Genomic DNA, 19,078 nt, shown 5'->3' with positions numbered 1-19,078 from the left:
AATACTTTTGGAAAGATTTCTATTTTCAAAATATATAATTAAACAACTAACAACCAACCGTTATGACGACCCGTAGAAAATTCATCCAGCAGGTATCTGTGGCTACTGCCGGTACCGTTTTATTGCCAACGCCTTCTTTTGCAAATGTTTTCACTCCCAAAGCAAAATCAGTAATCATTATTGGCGCAGGTTTTGCCGGTCTCGCGGCTGCCTATAAACTGAAACAGCGAAACATTGACTGCATAGTTTTGGAAAGTCGCCCGCGCATTGGCGGCCGTGTGTTTTCACACAAAATAGATAACGATTTAGTGATAGAACTCGGTGGCGAATGGGTAGGAAATTCACATACCCGAATACAGGAGCTTTGTGGCGAACTGAACTTGGAACTGAAAAATAATCAGTTTGATACCCATATGATTTACAAAGGGGAATATTCCCCAGCGGGGAAGTGGGATTACAGCGATAATTGGAACAACACTATGACAAAGATGCTGGAAGATTACGGCAATCTTACCGAAAAGGACAAGCTTATTATGGACAAAATGGATTGGTGGCGTTATCTGGTTCAAAACGGTTGTGAAGGTCGTGATTTGGATATTCGCGAACTTTTGGACAGTACTGATTTTGGGGAAAGTATCCGTCAGGTTTCATCTTTTGCGGCTTTGGCGGAATATGCCGAAAGTAGCGAAAAGAATGAGATGGATCTTAAAATAAAAGGTGGAAATGGCATGCTTGCGGAACGCCTTTCGGAAAAAATAGGCAAGGATAAAATTCTGCTGAAGCACACTGTTAGCAAAATTGTTCAAGACGATAAAGTAAAGGTGTATTGCGACAACGGAACTATGTTCGAAGCCGATAAAATTATCTGCACCATCCCAACCTTTGCGATGAACAAAATAGACTGGCAACCAGGCCTGCCCACAGAAAAGGTGAGCGCCATTAACGAATTGCAATACGCACGAATCAACAAACACGCGATGCTCTTTAACGACCGCTTTTGGAAAGATGAAAGCTTCGATATGATTACCGATCAAAGTCCACATTACTTTTACCACGCTACCAAAAACCAGAAGTCGGATAAAGGGGTGCTTATTTCATACAGCATCGGGGAAAAGGCTGCGGTAATTGCAAACCAAAGCGACGCTTGGAATGCTAAGATGATTGCTGAAACCCTAAACCCGCATTTTGGGGATGTGAGAAGCAAGTTAAACAACCAAGTGAATTATTATTGGGGCACGGACAGTTATTCCAAGGGAGCTTATGCAATGTATGGCAAAGACCAGTGGTTTAGAGTGCGACCCATTTTACAGGAATCGTTTCTGAATACCCACTTTGCTGGGGAACATATCGCCGATTGGCAAGGCTTTATGGAAGGTGCTATAAATACTGGGGAAGAGGCAGCAGAGAAGGTTTAATCAGTATTAAACATTCTATCGCGCCGACCATTTTCAGTCAGTACATTATGGATTAAAATCCTTAGGTCAAAATCTTCCGCTTCAACAAAAGGAGTTGGATCATCTTTTATGGGAACGATTGATTCTATTTGCTTGTGCCTTTGTTCAAAAAGAACAGTGCCGTTTTTACTTATTGAAAAAACCAATTCAGTACCAACACGTTTTAAATGTGATTCAGTTTCGGCATCAATTTCAATAAGTTGTGTTTCTGCTAAGATATTTAGTTTGTTTTTGTGTCTGAAAAAAGTGAAACGTTGTTCCCCAATTTTTTGACTGAAACCAGAAAAGCCATTATTATTTAATATCTGTGTGGGTTGCCAATCAATATTTAAAGTGTCAACATTTAGAATGCCAATTTTCTGAATGTTTTCAAATTCGCTGATTAATATTTCGTTTTCGTTTAAGCTTCCCAAAATATATTGTTTATATAAATCAACTGAAATATTCCCACTGCCTCGTTCGCCGGTGGAATTGAAATAACTTCCACCAAAGAGATGCCACTCCAAGGATTTTAAATAAGCAATGGCGTTTGTAGGAATTATATTTGGAACCGCTTCTTCAGAAATTAGACCTCTGTACCATCTAGCTGATTGGGAAAAAGATTCATATTCCACAAAATAGTGAAGCCATTTAGCATTGCATTGTTTGCAGCTTTCAATAGAAACTTCTCCAAAACGGCCATTTGTGGTATCTGTTCCTATAAATTTTTTAGTAAAATTTGAGGAAAGAATTGGCGGGTTTTGGCAGTTGCAGGTTTTTGGTTTCATTTGCAAAGGATGTTTTTTTTAATTGTCAATAATTCACATAAACCCAGCCAATAAACGGTTCAGGATATTTAGGGTCATTTAAAACCAAAACATAATAATAGGTACCAACCGGAACAATGTTTCCTGTAAAAAGAAGTCCTTTTGTAGCCACGCCATTCCAAAAACCGTCTGCATTATGGGAAGTGTGTATTAGGTTGCCTTCACGGGAATAGATATTCAGTTCAAAGTTTTCGTAAATGTTTAGCAGATTGCTTATTTCAAATTCATCATTTATTCCATCACTGTTTGGCGAAAAACCTTGCGGAATAAAAGGCGCACAGTTTTCCGTGGTCAATAAAAAGGAAGCGGTGACAAAACAAATTTCGTTTTCCAAACGCACATAAATGGTTTGCGGGTCAGTGGCGTTTTGATATTCTGATGGATTGCTGATAGGGTTTGTGTTCTGCAAAGCATCTTCGGGAGTAGTGAAATATTGAACTACATCGTCAACGCCTGTTCGAATTAATTCATCTTGAACAGTCAAATCAAAAATTGCCGTGTCAAAACCTGTGTCGCACTCCAAAAGATTTGGCAGATTTGGGATAGGAGGAATGCTTTCAAAAGAAATTGTTTGCATAAAACTGTTATTGTCCTCCCGAAGTTCTTCCACCGCGCCGTTGCCATTGCCGTCGTCATCCACAACTGCAGTGATGGTAAATGTATCGGGCAAACTTTCGGGTAAAAGGAGTTCGATTTCGCCATTTTCACTTCCGTTAATTGGAATTGTTTGTTGCGTTTGCGAAAGACCCAAAAGGACGCCATCCGAATAAAAAGCTATCGAGGTATTTGCAGGCAAAGATGCTGTAGCTTCCAAATTATAAACCGTAAACGGAAGTAATAAAACACGGTCGCGGCAGGCTGAAATTTCTGGCAGTTCAATGGTCGCATCCGGCAAAGGGCAGGGCAGGACTTCCACCGTAAAACTGTCAATTAGAAAACAATCTGGGTTTGAAACGCGGATGTAAATAGTTTGTGGGTTTTCGGTATTTTGGAAGTTTTCAGGATTTGGAATTGGGTTTTCGTTGTTCTGCGCATCTGCTTCTGAAAAGTGAAAGCTCAATTCATAAATTGGGTCTATTTGTGAAGTGGCTTCTGTTAGGTCAAAAAATTCCTCGTCAATAACATCGCAGGTTTCCAGATTGTGAAGTCCAGTAATTTCAGGATTTAAAAGCAAATGTATTGCGGTTTCGTCTTCGTTGTTGTCTTCGTTAATTTCATCAACAATTCCAGTCCCATTTCCGGTATCATCAACCACTGCTTTCAGAATAAAATCCGCTTCAACAGCATTGGGAACCGTAAAAGTGATAGTTCCGCTTTCCTGTCCGTCAATAGGAATTATTGCCACGGTAGAACTTTGAGCAACTAAGGTTTCATCTGCATAAAAAGCAATTGGGGTTCCCGCAGGCAAAACATCGGTGCTATTCAAATTGTAAACGGTATAATCTATTGTAAGCTCCCGATTGCCACATTCCGTTCCACCAATTATGTTATCCATGGTAATGGTAGCATCGGGCAATTCGGTATTTAAAACCGTAATTATATTATTCACCATCACAAAATCCTGTCCGCTGGTAAGTTGGATTGTAGCTGAAGTATCACCCGGACTTATATAATTTGAAATGGGATAAACATCAATATCCATATTGTAAAGCACATCGCTGCCCGTAAAACTGTTGGTGCCGTTAAAGGCATTATCTGCAGGGTTTAGCGGTGGATTGCTTAGAATGTTTCCGTTAATGCGAAGGGTTTCGTTTATGGCCAAACCCCGGTCTCCTTCCCAAGCTAGGAAACCTATTTTGGCACCTTGGGTGTCAAGGACCATCAAATTATCAAGGGTTATGTTTAAGGTTTGGTTACTTTGGGAAACACTTTCCAAGCCGTCAAAAACATTCACTTGATTGCTTGGCAGGCTGGCATCTTCATAAACTACCGTTACCGCCCAACCGCCAAAGTTGGTGCCCGAGCCCGGCGGACTGCAATATGCGGGAATTACAAGTGTAAGGTCTAAATCTGAAAGTGTATAAAGGCCATTTCCCGTGGTTTGAATTTGCTGGGTAACATCCGCAAAGGCTGAAAAATAGATATAGTCCTGTCCGCCACTATTATAGGTAACGTTGAAAGTGCGTTCCGCGTTGATTGGAATTTGGTTAAAAGTAACCTCGAAATCTCCCGGGCCAGAACCGGCCCAATACAAATAAGCAGCAACCACTTCTTGGTTGGGCTGCAATTGAAAATCGGCACTGCTACTGGTGAGAATAAAACATTGTCCGCCCTGGCCGTTTTCCTCTATGTTTAAAGTATTTCCGAAAGCAGTGTAATCGTAATGCCCATTAAACTGTTTAAACAGCTCAATGTCTTGCGGAAAGACAACTGTGGAAATTAAAAAGCAAAGTATAAAAAGGAAACGCTTCAAAAAAATAAGGGTTGATTGCTTGCTAAATATAGGCAAAAAATCAACGGGACGATTCCTTTTTTACAAGTCTCTTTTCTTTAGAATGGCATAGGACCAGTAGATAAAAAGGGAAGTCCAGACAAGAACTATCATAACATTCAGCCACGTAACCTGATAATCTTTTGTAAAATTTTCCCCCAATTGATTTGCAGCAGACTGAATTGCGCCCAAACGGCTAAGTGGTTCTTTTATAAGGTTTGCCATTGCATTCAAAGGGAAGAATTGCGCAACATTATCAGCAATTTCCGTGTCTTTGAAAAATTGCCATTTCATCAAGCCATAGCCCAACCATTCCACAATTTGCCATATAATCAAAAAACCTAATGCAAAGGCAGAACGTTTCACCAAAACCCCAAGAAAAAGGCAGAAAGAGAAGAAGGCGACAAGTTTTATGAAATAAGCGCCTATGTATTCCATATCGCTAAAAATGATGCCTATTTCATTATAATCTGAAAATGCCAGCCCGAGAATCAAAGAAACCAAAAAAATAAAAACCGTGGAAATGACCGAGAACAATAGAACGGTCAAAAACTTTGAAAGTACAAATTCCTTTTTGCTGAGGCCGTCAATCAAGTTTTGTTTTAAGGTTCTATAACTGTACTCGTTGCTCATCATAGAAACAATTACGATGGCTAAAAACAATTTCAAGATGGCCGCCACATAAGTGTTGAAATGCCAGATATACGGAAAGTTGAAAATTCCCTGATCGGCAACCCGAAAGTGGAAATCCCCAAAGTTGAACTCGATGGAAGAAATCAATGCAATGAAGGTAATAAGCACAAAATAGATTATCGAAATAACCTTGGCAGCACGGTTATAGCGCAGTTTCTGAAGTTCTATATTTAATAATCGTAGCATCGGTGGTTAGTTTTGTTTGGTAAGTTCAAGGAATTGTTCTTCAAGGCTTTCCTTGCGTTTCACAAGGTGGCTAAGGGTGATGCCCTTTTCAAAAAGCAGTTTGTTCACTTCCGAAGCGTCCATCGGGTTGTTGAGGTATGCAATTAAATAATCGCCCTCGCGCTTTACGGTGCCAAAAGCGGGATTTCCTTCCAAAGCATTTTGCAACTTTTCCATATTGTTGCTTTGCATAGTAAGAAAACCGTGGCTGGCGTTCATCCCGTCCACGCTGCCGGAATAAAGACTTACGCCTTTCCGAAGAATTACTACGTGCGTACAGACTTTTTCAACCTCGTCCAATAAATGCGAAGCCAATAAAATGGTAGTTCCCTGGGAGGCGATTACTTTAATGATTTCCCGAATTTGGTGGATTCCCTGCGGGTCCAAACCATTGGTAGGCTCATCAAGAATCAGTATTTCAGGATCATTCAACAAAGCTGAAGCGATTGCCAAACGTTGTTTCATTCCCAAGGAAAAGGTGCTGAACTTGCTGTCCTTTCTATCCAAAAGCCCTACGAGCTCCAGCTTTTCTGAAATCTTTTCTTCCGAAACTTCCTTTATTTTACAGACCAATTGCAGGTTTTGCACGGCGGTCATATAGGGGTAAAAGTTGGGGCGTTCAATGATGGCGCCCACCTTTTTTAAAGCGTTGTGCGTATCGATGTTGCCATCAAACCATTTAAAGTCGCCAGCGGTTTTGTTTACCACATTCAGGACGATGCCCAGCGTGGTGCTTTTACCGCTACCATTTGGGCCGAGGATACCGTAAACATTGCCTTTTTCAATTGAAAAGGAAAGATTATCCACGGCAGTTAGCGCGCCAAATTTCTTGGTTAGATTATTTATGGTGAGAATGTTTTCCACGGAATTGTTTTTGGATGGTTGTTAGTTGTATGACGAATGGGTTAGCGTTTTGTTACATTTTAGCGAAAAGCGAAAAGCGAAAAGCGAAAAGCGAAAAGTGAAAAGTGAAAAGCGAAAAGCGAAAAGTGAAAAGCGAAGAGTGAAGATTGACGGGTCGTTTGGAAAACGTTAAGATGACAATAGATGATTTATATACTGCTTAAGTTGTTTTTTAACTCAGTTCTTTGTTGTGCATAGTGTTTTCTTTTGCGTGAGTAATTCTCCACAAAATAATTAATCCAATTAATGATAGAATGCTTCCACCAATTAAAAATGAAATGCTATAATTTTCACTAAATAATCCAGAAAAATAATTCAGATAATTATTTAATATTCCTTTCACAAAAACACCTGTCGGAAAGAGTAAAAGTACAATTACAAAAGTCAAAATTGAATTTATAATATTGATTTTGTTTTTCCAGTTTATTATTCCAATGATTAAAATTCCAAGAATAAAAGCTCCAAAAGTCCAATATCCACGAACTATAAAAAAATCACTTGCTTTTAAGGATGTTAATGAATAATATTTATCCAGATCATCACTCATAATTGCGTTAAATTTTTCTCTTTGAGAGGCCAAATACAACCTTTGAATCCCATTGATTAAGAAAAAAAGAGCAAGCGTTTCAAATAAAATTAAACTTAAATGAATTTTCTTTATCATCGTTTTCACATTATGCACAACGGTTTGTGTATGATTAGTGGCGTGTTTAAGCCGCTAATTTAGCAAATACAAACCGAATAGAAAATCCGCAAGGATTTTCGTAAGCAGGCGAGAACTAGCCATTAATTATACACGGTGTTACCATACGTTGATTCTTATCAAATAAGATTATTCTTTAATAAGTTTAACTGTATGAACGTTCTTACCATTTACTATTTTGCAAAAATATAATCCACTTTGAAAATCAGATAAATCAAGTGTTATTCTATTAATAGTATGATTTAATTCATTTTTAGGAACTTCGTAAACAACTTTTCCTAATTCGTCGTATATAATTACATTGGTAATATCTTTATGGATGAATTCTAAAATTGCCCAAGAAGTTACTGGATTTGGATAAATTTTCAACTTCTCATTTTGTAAATTGTCAGTTATTGAAAGTGTAATACTATTACCAAATTTAACAACAGTATTTGTGTTTTCAATTTGAACATAAATGTTTTCGTCTATATCTGTCTTTACAGACATCGGTTTTGTTCCCTGCGTTTCGTATAGAGTGTTCCATTCATAGCCATTTAAATCTGAAAAAGCATACAGGAACATTGAACTTGGTGAACCACCATTGTTGTCACTTCTGCCAGCCACATAGTAATTTCCGTTGGATGTTGCTTTAATGTCATAAACCCAATTATTGATTTGTGGTAAATCATTTAAACTGCTATTAATTATGGATGCATCCGCAGTAGAAACTTGAGCAACAAGTAATTTTCCTGTTCCTGAAGTTGTCCAATTTGTACCTGTAATAACAATATTTCCATTAGGAAGTAAAGCCATTCTGCCAGAAGTTGCAGCTACTTGTATATCAAAAGGTTCAGAATATAAAACTGTACCAGATGGATTATATTTGGTGAGTTCAATGACATTATAAGCTGAACCAAAATTTTGGCATAAAGTGTAGGTGTTACCTGAATCATCAAGCAAAACATCAGTTGCCCAAGTTTGATTAGGAATAGTATTGGTGGAAGCCCAAACAAAATTTCCGTTTTGGTCCCAAACTGCAACTTTGTTATCAGTACCAGTAACTGTTGTTGTTCCTACCAGAACTACTTTACCATTATTGTAGTCCATTCCTCTTAATCCGTGGACATTAGAAAAATTATGTAAACGTTCCCACAACAAATTAGCATCATTATCAAATTTAAGTAGCACAAAACCAGCACCTGATTGTGTGTCAGTAGCTCCTGCAGTTGCTATATAAAGATTTCCGTTTTCATCTAAAACAGATTCGTTTCTGCGACCAAGGTTCGTGTTGCCATCTCTATTGAAGATACCTGTTATAGTTGTATTTTGTAACAATGTACCGTTTGAAGAGTATTTAATTACTTTTATAGCATTAGGTATTTCATTTTGGTTTGAAAGTGTAAACCTATATCCTACTATAAAAATATCTTTATTGTTGTCAGTTCCTACCCAAGTTGCTGAATGATAGTTATTACTAACGCTAGTGCTAATTGAATCTTTCCAAATGAGATTTCCTTGAGGTGAATGTTTTTGAACATATAAATATTCGTTATAAGCTCCAACATTTAGACCGTTAGCGACAGAAATAATGTCGTTATCAGAATCAACGGTTAATGCTTTGCCCAGTGTTAAATAATTAGGATAGATATTTTCCCATTCTACGTTTTGAGAGAATGATAAACAATAGCTAAAAACTGTAATTATAATAAATAATAGATTTTTCATATTTCCATTTATTTAATGTTATATGTGTAAAAGTATTATTTAATTCATTTTGAAAAAATGATAAAAGTCATCAAAATTCAATAATGTTGAAGAGTATTGAAATGTATGGTAACGGTCTCGGCTATGAGTAGTTGCGTGGTTTAGCGGTTAACTTTGCAAGTACACACCAAACTGAAAATCCGCGAGGATTTTCAGAAGTAGGCGAGAACAAGCAATTACTTATAGCCATTGTTGGCAACAGTTTTTTATTTCTCATTTGTCAAAACGAATTTTAGTCCGTCATAAAAACTCGGGAAAGGAACGTGTCCATAATTGTCATAAGTTACGTACTTGTATGATAGTCTCTCTCCTAATTCAGATTTCACTTTATTTGAAAATTCGAGTATTCCATTATGAACTTCTTTTTTTGGGTCAAAAGGGTCATTTAATGAGTTGGCAATGAACAATGTTTTACCAATAAATTGGTCTTTATTTTTGAAAGCCTTATCAGTTAAAGGCCCAAAATAGTAATTCATATCTGCATACCAACCTGCACTATTTCCAATATAGTTATCGAACAATTCTGGTTTTTCCAAAAAAGCATACATTACAAATAATCCGCTTAAAGACCTGCCACGAATTGTCCTTTTATCATTTGAGCGATAGTTTTTTTCGATATAAGGGATTAGTTCATCTCCTATGAATGAGAGAAATTTTTTGGCTTCAGGATTCTCAACTGTGTATGTAGGTGTACTTATTGGCATCATATCTCTGTCACGGTCAGTATTTGGAATAGCTACTATTATAAATTCTGCTCCAAGCTCGTGAGTTGCTTCAATCGCATCCAAAAGACCGCTTACATTTCCGTCTAAAACATAGAGTACTGGATAGGTTTTAGTTGAAGTTTCGTAATCCCTTGGAATATTTATAATTAGTTGTCTGTTCTCATTTAGTATTTTTGATTGAATACTGTCTTTAACTCCAATTTTGATATTCACATCTTGAGAAAATCCGATGGATGTTTTTATTAATCCAATAAATACAAAAAGTAAAAGATAGTTTCTCATTTTGTGTTCTGTTCAAATTGTTGCCAACATGTGAATAAATGCAATATTGCATTTATACCCAATGTATCTTTAATTCCAAATATACAAATTTACCCTTTCCAAACCCTTCTATATACGTTCAGTAACCTCTCATATAATTCCTAAACCCCGCTAGATACCATTCAATCCTTCCCGTTTGGGTCTTTTAACCATGCGTTTGGGTCTTAAAACCATGTGTTAGGGTTCAGAACCCTAACGGATACGTCCCACAACCCTAACGGATACGTCCCACAACCCTAACGGATACGTCCCACAACCCTAACGGATGTATATAGAACCCTAACGGATACGTCCCACAACCCTAACGTATGTATGTAGAACCCTAACGGATAGGTCCCACAACCCTAATGTATGTATATAGAACCCTAACGGAGTATAAAAAAACCCTAACGCATGTATGTAGAACCCTAATCGCTCATTCCTCATCGCTAGTCGCTAGTAATTCTTTCTTCCTATTTCCTTACCTTTGCGTTTCAATTTAAAAAAACAAAAAATGCAAGACGGTATTTACGCAAAAATAACGACAGAAAAAGGAGAAATTCTTATAAAACTTACGCACGATAAAACCCCGGGAACGGTTGGAAACTTTGTGGCCTTGGCTGAAGGGAACTTGGAAAATTCAGCAAAACCACAGGGAACACCCTATTATGACGGTTTGAAATTTCACCGTGTAATCCCAGATTTTATGATTCAGGGCGGCGATCCAAAAGGAACAGGTTCTGGCGGACCGGGTTACGATTTTGAGGATGAGTTCCATCAAGACCTTCGCCACGACACGCCGGGCGTTCTTTCAATGGCAAACTCTGGCCCATCAAGCAATGGGAGCCAATTTTTTATCACCCACGTTGCAACCCCTTGGTTGGACGATAAACACACCGTATTTGGAAATGTAGTAGAAGGACAAGATGTTGTTGATAGCGTTGCACAAGGCGATACAATGCAGAAAGTTGAAATAATCCGTGTAGGTGAGGAAGCTAAAAAATGGAACGCTGTTGAGGCTTTTAGAAGTTTTACAGGTGAAAGAGAACAGCGCATTGCCGCAAAAAAAGCAAAAGAGGAAGCTGAACTAAAGAAAGTTTCAGAAGGTTTTGATAGAACGGATAGCGGACTTCTTTACAAAATAATCCAAAAAGGAAGCGGGAAAAAAGCTGAAAAAGGAAAAACTGTTTCAGTACATTACAAAGGTGCGCTGACTGATGGAACCGAGTTTGATTCATCATACAAAAGAAAACAGCCAATCGACTTTCAATTGGGCGTTGGGCAGGTAATCTCTGGTTGGGATGAAGGCATTCAATTATTACAAGTAGGCGATAAGGCCCGTTTTGTAATCCCTTCACATTTAGGTTATGGCGAGCGCGGAGCTGGCGGGGTTATTCCTCCAAACGCATCCTTGATTTTTGATGTGGAATTGATGGATGTTAAATAGGTATTAGGAATTAGCGATGAGGGATTAGGGCTTTGTTAATTCAAATCAATAATCCCGAATTCACTAATTCACAGACTCACATATTCACTAATTCACCAATTCACTAATGGAAATTGAAAAACTTAAATACCCAATCGGTAAGTTCGATTGCCCTTCAAACATCACTGCTGAAAAACTGGAAGCTTGGATTTCTATTTTGGAACATTTTCCAAGCCGATTTGAAAATTTAGTGAGCAAGCTTTCCAATGATCAGTTAAATACCCCTTATAGGCCTGAAGGTTGGACGGTTCGTCAAACAATCCATCACGTTTATGACAGCCATCACAATGCCTATAACCGTTTTAAATGGGCATTGACTGAAGCATTGCCGACCATAAAAGTCTATGATGAAAAGGCTTGGGCAGAAACCGCTGATGCCAAAAATGCGCCAATTGACTTGTCTTTGGCCGCAATAAGCGCTTTGCACGCAAAATGGGTTTATTTGGTAAAGGGATTGTCACAGGAGCAATTGCTAAAAGAATTTCACCATCCAGCTCGCAATCGCAATTATACCCTTGCAGAAACCGTTGGCAGCTACGCTTGGCACAGCAACCATCATTACGCACATATAGAAAACCTGCTGAAAAGGGAAGGGTGGTAAGCCCCTCCCAGCCTCCCCAAAGGGGAGGAGCTTATTAGCGAAGCGTATGAAATTCCCCCTTCGGGGGTTAGGGGGCTATTTCCACTTAATATTACACCCAATACTCGGTTTTTGATCCTTCCGTTGCGGATTGTTATTAAGGATATTGTCCAATGCTTCGCGAAGGTCGCGACCGTTTACGGGAATGCCATTTCCGGGACGGGAATTGTCTAATTGACCTCTATAAACAAGTTTCAATGCATCATCAAAAAGGTAGAAATCCGGAGTGCAAGCAGCATCGTATGCTTTTGCCACTTCTTGGGTTTCATCGTATAAATAAGGAAATGGGTAACTATGCTTTTGAGCTGTCCGCCACATTTCGGCAGGTGAATCGTCTGGATAATTGATTACATCGTTACTGCTAATAGCAACAAACCCAAAACCTGTAACCCGATAATCATTGCAGAGGCGCACAATTTCTTCGTTTACGTGTTTCACAAAAGGGCAGTGATTGCAGATAAACATAACCACCGTACCTTTTTCGCCACGAACGTCTTTTAGTGAAACCGGTTTTGCCGTTATAGCGTTGATCAATGTAAAATCTGGCGCTTTGGTTCCCAAGGGAAGCATTTTAGATTCTGTTCTTGCCATTTTCTTCTTTTCTATATTGGTTGTAAACTATGGTTTAAAGTTACGATTTTTGAATCACTAAGTTATTGAGTTATTAAGTTAATGGGTTATTCGCTTCTAAACTCTTAAACTCCTCAACTTTTAAACTTTTCTATTAAAGAATTTATAAAACTTTGCCGTTGCAAAATATCTCCATTAACTTTAAAATCTAAAATTAAACTTATGAAAAACTCATATTCATCACTATCCGTGGCCATTGAAGATTTGCAAAATCACGGTTTTACAGAAGATTTTAATCTAGTGGGCGAAGGCATAGAATCCAAAAACCTTAAAAAGCAATGGAAGGCAGGCGAATTGGACGTTGTTAAATTCTATCGTTTCGAAGGAATGACCGATCCTGGGGATAATACAATTCTTTATTTGATTGAAACCCACGATGGAAAGAAAGGTTTGCTCGTTGATGTTTACGGCGCAGACCAAGGCGAGATTTCCCCTGAAATGATTAAAAAACTTACCATTCATCATGACGAATAATCTTTCTTGGGCCGATTTTGAAAAGGTTGAAATGCGCGTGGGAACCATTATTGAAGCTAACGATTTTCCCGAAGCTCGAAATCCTTCGTATCAACTTTTAGTAGATTTTGGAAGCGAACTTGGGAAAAGGAAAACATCGGCGCAGATTACTTCCCTGTATTCAAAAGAGGAATTAATAGGGAAACAAGTAATTGCCGTGGTGAATTTCCCGAAGAAACAGATTGCCAATTTTATGAGCGAATGTCTTGTATTGGGCGCTGTGGAAGGGAAAAACGTAACGCTTTTACAGCCAGGAAAAGAAGTTCAGAATGGCTTAAGAATTCTATAGCTAAAAGCTTTTTTCAATACCTTCACCGAACAAAACCTAAACCTATGAAAAAGTATTTGTTGTTTTTAGTGTTTCCGCTATTACTAAACTCCTGTAAAAACAGTTCAGAAGCAGAAAAATCCGAAACAGAAATTGTTGCCAAAAGTTCTGAAAAAATAGAGGAATTGCAGTGGCTTTTGGGAACTTGGGTTAACCAAAACGCCGCGGAGTATTCACAAGAAACCTGGTCTGCAGAAAATGCCAGCACTTTAACGGCTTATAGCTTTGTTGAAGTGGATGGGAAAGTTGTTTTTGCGGAAACTATGGCATTGGAGAAAAAAGGAGAAGACTTGGTGCTTACTGTGGCAACAGCAAATCAAAAAGATTCAAAACCAGTTTCATTCAAAATGATTTCTTCGGAAAATGGACAGTTTACCTTTGAAAATAAAAACCACGATTTTCCACAACGCATTACTTATTCAAATCCTGCCAAAGATTCACTCCACGCGTGGATTGAAGGCCAGGTAGATGGAGAATTGAGAAAGATTGATTTTCACTTTTCGAGACAATAGAAGTTTTGAAATTTAAGATTGCTTTTCAGAATAATCTTTAATTTCATTAACGGGCATTATGGTTACATCATAAATCTTCCAATGAAATTCGTGAAGTTTTTCCAATCCTATTTCAATTGATTTGGAAACGCCTGTGCCTGATTTCACAATGACCTGTACATCGCCAAAATATACCTGTCCCTCTTCCCGAAACCGTGCCTTGGCATTTTTCACCCAATCCCAGGATTTTACAAAACTTTCAACTTTTTCCACCAATTCGTCGGGTTTGTCATCTTCAATATGTAGCGGCTTTCTGTCCATTAAATCTTCTACTGCATCTTTTAAATTGGTATAGCCATCCTTCAAAACGGAAAAGGAAATAAACAGTGCCGCGCTGGCATCTGCCCACCACCAGCCCATACCGAGTCCCAGAATTCCAACCATTGCGGCGAATCCGGTCATATAATCGGCTTTTTGTGCATTGGCATCGGTATAAAGAATTTTATTGTGAAGCTTTTTTGCGAGCGGCAATTTCTTATAACCCAAATACATTGCTGGCAGTGAACTATATATTAATGCTGCAATCATAATCCAACCCATCCAAATTTGTTTCCCAAACAACACCATGGTCCCAATAGTGGCGTGTTCTGCCTTTATCAGCGTTATAGCGGAATCTACTAAAAGAAAAAGTCCCATTCCAAAGAGGGCAACGCTTCCCGTTAAAAATGCAATGCTGAATACACGGTGAAAGCCATATTGAAATTTTCGGGTAGGCTTTTTGTTGTAAATGCGGGAAGCTATCAAAAATGAAATTGCCGGAACCATACTCAGCGCATCTTCCAGCCAAGCGGTTTTCATTGCTTGGGAAGAACCCATAACCAAATACATAATTACAACAACCGTTACCAAATATAGTATGGTAATCCATTCCAGTTTTTTGGCTTTCGATAGTTTTTCCTTTAAATGTTCTGGAAGTTCAAAGGCTTCTGCTCTCATGGTTTTTGGTTTTTATCAAGGAATTTTTCAAGCTGATAAAGCAAGCGGTTTTCGCCCCGAGGTATAAACAGAACGTGATTGTCATCATAGGGTTTGGTCATTCCAACTTTGGTTTTCCAATTTGATTTTTTTTCGAAACCGCCCAGAACAATATCCAATTGGTAATTTTCGAGTTTTTTTACCAATTCCGTTTCATTGTCTGTGGTGAATTGGGTTTGCATCTTTTCTTGTTCTGCAAAATTCGCTACAAGTTTTTTTTCGAAAGAAGTTGTGGTGGAATCTGTTTTTGAAACAATACCCACGCGCAATGAAGATATTTTTGCGTTTTCGTATGAATTGTTTGGGTCTTTGGGGATGTTGCAGGCGCCGAAAAATAATACGAGCAGCAGTAACATCCCGAAATGTTTAAAATTCCGCATACTATTTTCTTATAAATTTATAAAGAACCTTAAAAAGGCTATTATAAATTTTTGCTAAAATGCAGAAATGAACTTTTTTTATAAAGGATTTTTTGGGAGCTAATTATGCTTCGGCATCCAAAGTATCGGTAACCACATAATACCGGGGATCTTCCACCGAATCTTCAATAATGGTTTCAAACTCTGGATTCCATTTTAAAAGAAGTGCTTTACAGTCTGGGCTGAGGTGCGTTAGTTTTACGTTCTTCCCGCCATCGATGTATTTATTGGCTATATTTCGCACAGCTTCCACGCCAGAATGGTCAGAAATTTTAGACTCAATAAAGTCTATTTCAATAGAATCTGGATCGGTTGAAATATCAAATTTTGTATTGAATGCTGAAGTAGATCCAAAAAATAACGGCCCCCAAATTTCATAAACTTTCGTACCGTCTTCCTTAATTCGTTTTCGGGCGCGAATCATCGTGGCGCTTTTCCATGCAAAAACAAGGGCACTCATAATTACACCCACAAAAACCGCAATGGCCAAATCCTGCCAAACAGTAACTGCGGAAACTGTAATCAAAACGATTGCATCTGCCACTGGAATTTTATTGAGAATCCTAAAGCTGCTCCACGCAAAAGTGCCTATAACCACCATAAACATAACACCCACCAAAGCTGCGATGGGGATTTGTTCAATCAAGGGAGCGCCGAAAAGCACAAAACATAAAAGTGCAATTGCTGCCGTAGCTCCCGAAAGTCTGCCACGTCCGCCCGAACTTACGTTGATAATGGATTGCCCGATCATAGCACAACCGCCCATTCCGCCGAAAAACCCATTCAAAATATTTGCACCACCTTGGGCAACACATTCCCGATTTCCGCTTCCACGGGTTTCGGTCATTTCGTCTATTAGGTTTAACGTCATTAAAGATTCAATTAAACCTACGGCAGCCAATAAAAATGCTGTTGAAAGTATTAAATCCCAATGTCCGTTTAATGTTTCTAAAAACCCAAATATCTGTGTTTGAAAATGTGGAAGTGAACCTTTTAAACCACTACCGCCACCGTCACGAATAAAGGAGCCAACGGTGCTCACATCAATACCTCCGAAAATTGTTATGCAAGCCACAACAATAATTGCTATCAATGCTGCGGGAAGTTTTTTGGTAAGCTTTGGCAAGCCGAACATAATTCCCATTGTCAATCCAACCAACGCCAACATAACCCATAAATCTGGGCCGGTTAACCATTGCGGAACTGTGCCGCGACTTTCTTTAAAAAGGCCTAATTGCGAAAGGAAAATCACGATTGCCAAACCGTTCACAAAGCCCATCATTACTGGGTGTGGAATAAGTCTAACAAATTTTCCCAATTTGAAAACACCTGCAAGAATCTGAATAGCACCCACAAATAAAAGTGTAATAAAAAGCCATTGCAGCCCGAGATTTTGAACTGGATCAACCATAGTCAATCCAACCTCATTCCCTTTTTGAATTAAATGTACCATCACCACGGCCATTGCGCCCGTTGCGCCAGAAATCATTCCAGGACGTCCACCGAAAAGGGCGGTAACAACCCCCATTATAAAGGCTCCGTACAAACCAACCAAAGGGTCAATTCCTGCAACAAAAGCGAAGGCAACGGCTTCAGGCACCAAAGCCAAGGCTACGGTAAGTCCTGAAAGAATATCGTTTTTTGGGTTTTGGGTAAAGGATAATAAATATTTTGCGAGCATTTTTATTTTTTAAAGGCGGCAAATATAAGGTTTTGAAAATAGACTAAAGACCGCTTCGCTGAAAGATACAAGACTTAAGATTAAAATGGAATTATTTAAAATCCCAAATCCCAAATCCCAAATCCCAAATCCCAAATCCCAAATTCCAAATCCCAAATTCCAAATTCCAAATCTCAAAACCCAAATTCTGAATTTTTTGATCTCTTCACTTCCTTAAAAATTTTCCACGAATTGAATTTCAAAATGGCCGTGGCACAAAGCAAACCTGAAAGCATGGCGCCTGCCACACCGACCAATGTTATATCCTGCCCAGTTAAAAAAAGCCCTTTTATTTTTGTTTTCGGGCGTAAAAAAGGAAGCGTGAATCGTTCCGCGGAATGTGCCAAACCGTAGATTTCGCCGTTTTTATAATTTGTGAAATTTTCTGTAGAGAGCGGGGTTGAAACCTCGGAAGCCACAATGGTTCCCTCAATCTGCGGAAAAAATTTGTATAGAATTTTTAGCATTTCGGCTTCAAAATTCTTTTTGAGTTTTAAATATTCATCGCCACGCTTCATCCAATAGGAATCTTTAAATTCTTCAAACCAATCCATATTTCCCACGGAAATGGCTTGTATTGTTGCCGTGCCTGGGTTTTTGGTTTCCCAGTTTGGATCTTTTGCGGAAGGGAAGGAGATATATGCAAAATTTTCGGGAGCATTTTCCAGAGTGGCTTCGTCAAATATTTTATCAATGCCTTCGTGTTTGTAATACCATAGATTGTGCTTCGGAAGATTTAGAGCTTCGCTGGATTTATTTAATCCGAGATATAGACAAATATGGGCACTGGCGGGCTGCACATTTTTTAGACTGAAATTGCATACTTTCCTGTCTTCTTCCGAAAGGAGATAATTAAAGGTATTGTTCACTCCAATGTTGCTTATCACACTTTTGCACGGAATGAATTTTTCGCCAAGGTTAATTCCTTGAACACGATTGTTTTTGGTAACGATTTCGGTAACATCTGCATTAATAAAAATTTTACCGCCGTGTGCCGTAAATACCGCAAGGGTTTTTTCGCAGATCTGGTCTGCACCGCCAATAGGGTAGTAGCCGCCTTCCAAAAAATGCCCGATAACCATTGCGTGCGCTCCAAAACTGCTATTTTTTGGGGAAAGGCCGTAATTGCCGCATTGGGCACATAACACGGCAATCAACCGTTGGTTTTTTGTGAGTTCACTTAAAACCTCCCAAGTGGTTCTTTGTGAAAACTTGGAATATCGTTTTCTAAAAATCCAACCAACTGACTTGCTGAACCAAGGTTCAAAAATCTTTTCAAAAAAGAAAATACTTGCGCGTTTGTTAGTTTTGGCAATGAGTTCCAAATAGGCATCAATCGCTTTTTCTTCGTCGGGAAAATAATTTATGAGTTGTTTTCTGAAGTTTTCTTTTCCAGCTTTAAATTTATATTCTGTGCCGTCAATATGTGCAACATCGTATACTTCGCCCATGGATTCCCATTTCAGTTTTCCATCTGTCAAAAAATCGAAAAAACCTCGAAGCGAAGAGTCTTCTGCCATATTCCCCACATAATGAACGCCAACGTCCCATTGAAAACCATCTTTTCTTTTAAAGCTATGCGTAAAGCCACCGGGAACATAATGACGTTCAAAGATTGCAACTTTTTTCCCACTCTTTGCGAGCCAAGTGGCGACGGTCAATCCGCCTATTCCGCTGCCAACAACAATATGGTCCAATCCTGAAAAATCCAGATTGGGATTATAGGGTTGGTAGTATTTGTTAACCATAAAGTGTTTTCAGAAGTTTTTTTCGGTTCTGAAAAATAAGTAAAGTATTTCAGCTTCCGTTAATTCAGAAAATAAAAAAACC

General features: G+C 38.7%; 18 protein-coding genes. 6 read left to right on the top strand and 12 right to left on the bottom strand.

The window, feature by feature from the left end; translation table 11 throughout:
• Nucleotides 1-62 precede the first annotated feature (62 nt).
• Nucleotides 63-1,415: a flavin monoamine oxidase family protein gene (locus A7A78_RS12925; RefSeq protein ID WP_068762884.1), complete on the top strand. Its 1,353-nt coding sequence runs from the start codon at nucleotides 63-65 to the stop codon at nucleotides 1,413-1,415.
• Here the strand turns inward: A7A78_RS12925 and A7A78_RS12920 are convergent.
• From A7A78_RS12920 to A7A78_RS12890, 7 genes are all read right to left on the bottom strand, one after another.
• Entirely contained in the window at nucleotides 1,412-2,221 is an 810-nt protein-coding gene (locus tag A7A78_RS12920) for a hypothetical protein (protein WP_068762883.1), read from the bottom strand. The genes A7A78_RS12925 and A7A78_RS12920 overlap by 4 nt on opposite strands.
• Before the next feature lie 25 nt (nucleotides 2,222-2,246).
• The gene (locus A7A78_RS12915; RefSeq protein WP_068762882.1) at nucleotides 2,247-4,673 is read right to left on the bottom strand and encodes a T9SS type B sorting domain-containing protein; all 2,427 of its coding nucleotides are present in this window, start codon (nucleotides 4,671-4,673) and stop codon (nucleotides 2,247-2,249) included.
• Nucleotides 4,674-4,733: 60 nt separating this feature from the next.
• Complete coding sequence (locus A7A78_RS12910) at nucleotides 4,734-5,570, bottom strand: ABC transporter permease (protein WP_068762881.1); 837 nt, start codon at nucleotides 5,568-5,570, stop codon at nucleotides 4,734-4,736.
• A gap of 6 nt (nucleotides 5,571-5,576) precedes the next feature.
• On the bottom strand, nucleotides 5,577-6,473 hold the full coding sequence (locus tag A7A78_RS12905) for an ABC transporter ATP-binding protein (protein WP_068762880.1): 897 nt from the start codon (nucleotides 6,471-6,473) through the stop codon (nucleotides 5,577-5,579).
• Between the two features lie 211 nt (nucleotides 6,474-6,684).
• Nucleotides 6,685-7,176: a hypothetical protein gene (locus tag A7A78_RS12900; RefSeq protein WP_068762879.1), complete on the bottom strand. Its 492-nt coding sequence runs from the start codon at nucleotides 7,174-7,176 to the stop codon at nucleotides 6,685-6,687.
• Between the two features lie 168 nt (nucleotides 7,177-7,344).
• Complete coding sequence (locus A7A78_RS12895) at nucleotides 7,345-8,922, bottom strand: T9SS type A sorting domain-containing protein (protein WP_068762878.1); 1,578 nt, start codon at nucleotides 8,920-8,922, stop codon at nucleotides 7,345-7,347.
• Between the two features lie 245 nt (nucleotides 8,923-9,167).
• Nucleotides 9,168-9,968, bottom strand: coding sequence for an alpha/beta hydrolase (locus A7A78_RS12890; protein WP_068762877.1), 801 nt, complete (start codon nucleotides 9,966-9,968; stop codon nucleotides 9,168-9,170).
• 532 nt (nucleotides 9,969-10,500) lie between these two features.
• Here A7A78_RS12890 and A7A78_RS12885 point away from each other — a divergent pair.
• Both A7A78_RS12885 and A7A78_RS12880 read left to right on the top strand, forming a co-directional pair.
• Nucleotides 10,501-11,433 carry a peptidylprolyl isomerase gene (locus A7A78_RS12885; protein WP_068762876.1) on the top strand — a complete coding sequence of 311 codons (933 nt, stop codon included), beginning with the start codon at nucleotides 10,501-10,503 and terminating at the stop codon, nucleotides 11,431-11,433.
• A gap of 106 nt (nucleotides 11,434-11,539) precedes the next feature.
• Nucleotides 11,540-12,073 carry a YfiT family bacillithiol transferase gene (locus A7A78_RS12880; protein ID WP_068762875.1) on the top strand — a complete coding sequence of 178 codons (534 nt, stop codon included), beginning with the start codon at nucleotides 11,540-11,542 and terminating at the stop codon, nucleotides 12,071-12,073.
• Nucleotides 12,074-12,148: 75 nt separating this feature from the next.
• Here the strand turns inward: A7A78_RS12880 and A7A78_RS12875 are convergent, their stop codons facing one another.
• The gene (locus tag A7A78_RS12875; RefSeq protein ID WP_068762874.1) at nucleotides 12,149-12,703 is read right to left on the bottom strand and encodes a thioredoxin family protein; all 555 of its coding nucleotides are present in this window, start codon (nucleotides 12,701-12,703) and stop codon (nucleotides 12,149-12,151) included.
• 201 nt (nucleotides 12,704-12,904) lie between these two features.
• Between A7A78_RS12875 and A7A78_RS12870 the strand changes: the two genes are divergently transcribed.
• From A7A78_RS12870 to A7A78_RS12860, 3 genes are read left to right on the top strand one after another with little or no spacing between them, the layout of a single operon-like run.
• Complete coding sequence (locus A7A78_RS12870) at nucleotides 12,905-13,216, top strand: phosphoribosylpyrophosphate synthetase (protein ID WP_068762873.1); 312 nt, start codon at nucleotides 12,905-12,907, stop codon at nucleotides 13,214-13,216.
• Entirely contained in the window at nucleotides 13,206-13,544 is a 339-nt protein-coding gene (locus tag A7A78_RS12865; RefSeq protein WP_068762872.1) for a tRNA-binding protein, read from the top strand. The genes A7A78_RS12870 and A7A78_RS12865 overlap by 11 nt, the downstream gene beginning before the upstream one ends.
• A 44-nt stretch (nucleotides 13,545-13,588) precedes the next feature.
• The gene (locus tag A7A78_RS12860) at nucleotides 13,589-14,095 is read left to right on the top strand and encodes a DUF6265 family protein (RefSeq protein ID WP_068762871.1); all 507 of its coding nucleotides are present in this window, start codon (nucleotides 13,589-13,591) and stop codon (nucleotides 14,093-14,095) included.
• A gap of 12 nt (nucleotides 14,096-14,107) precedes the next feature.
• Here A7A78_RS12860 and A7A78_RS12855 read toward each other — a convergent pair whose 3' ends face one another.
• From A7A78_RS12855 to A7A78_RS12840, 4 genes are all read right to left on the bottom strand, one after another.
• Nucleotides 14,108-15,070 carry a cation diffusion facilitator family transporter gene (locus tag A7A78_RS12855; protein ID WP_068762870.1) on the bottom strand — a complete coding sequence of 321 codons (963 nt, stop codon included), beginning with the start codon at nucleotides 15,068-15,070 and terminating at the stop codon, nucleotides 14,108-14,110.
• Nucleotides 15,067-15,489 (bottom strand): transporter substrate-binding domain-containing protein, encoded by a 423-nt coding sequence (locus A7A78_RS12850; protein WP_068762869.1) that lies wholly within the window; start codon nucleotides 15,487-15,489, stop codon nucleotides 15,067-15,069. The genes A7A78_RS12855 and A7A78_RS12850 overlap by 4 nt, the downstream gene beginning before the upstream one ends.
• A gap of 103 nt (nucleotides 15,490-15,592) precedes the next feature.
• Nucleotides 15,593-17,209, bottom strand: coding sequence for a SulP family inorganic anion transporter (locus A7A78_RS12845; RefSeq protein ID WP_068762868.1), 1,617 nt, complete (start codon nucleotides 17,207-17,209; stop codon nucleotides 15,593-15,595).
• A gap of 173 nt (nucleotides 17,210-17,382) precedes the next feature.
• Nucleotides 17,383-18,996: a phytoene desaturase family protein gene (locus A7A78_RS12840; protein ID WP_068762867.1), complete on the bottom strand. Its 1,614-nt coding sequence runs from the start codon at nucleotides 18,994-18,996 to the stop codon at nucleotides 17,383-17,385.
• Nucleotides 18,997-19,078: the final 82 nt, after the last annotated feature.

This window comes from Aequorivita soesokkakensis, assembly GCF_001641085.1.
Lineage (GTDB): Bacteria > Bacteroidota > Bacteroidia > Flavobacteriales > Flavobacteriaceae > Aequorivita > Aequorivita soesokkakensis.
Note: the sequence above shows the minus strand (reverse complement) of the source record. Positions and strands in the feature narration are given on the sequence as shown.